General features: G+C 60.3%; 1 protein-coding gene. It reads left to right on the forward strand.

Going from position 1 to position 232, the window contains the following annotated elements; genetic code table 11:
* Positions 1-32: 32 nt before the first annotated feature.
* On the forward strand, positions 33-232 hold a 200-nt coding region (locus KVT28_RS27150; protein ID WP_305801844.1), incomplete at its 3' end, for an Rnf-Nqr domain containing protein.

Genomic DNA, 232 nt, shown 5'->3' on the forward strand with positions numbered 1-232 from the left:
GCTTGCTCCGCTGCCTGAATGTGGAGATGCAAATGAGTGAAGCCAAAAATTTACAGGTCGGCGGCCTGTGGAAATATCACTCCGCGCTGGTGCAGCTGCTCGGTCTCTGCCCGCTGCTGGCGGTGACCTCAACCGCGACCAACGCTCTCGGTTTAGGCCAGCCGACCACGCTGGTGCTGACCATCACCAACAGCGCAATTTCCGCCTCGCGTCCTTGGGTGCCGGCCGAAAT

The sequence above is a fragment of the Pantoea sp. GbtcB22 genome, assembly GCF_019091025.1.
GTDB lineage: Bacteria > Pseudomonadota > Gammaproteobacteria > Enterobacterales > Enterobacteriaceae > Pantoea > Pantoea leporis.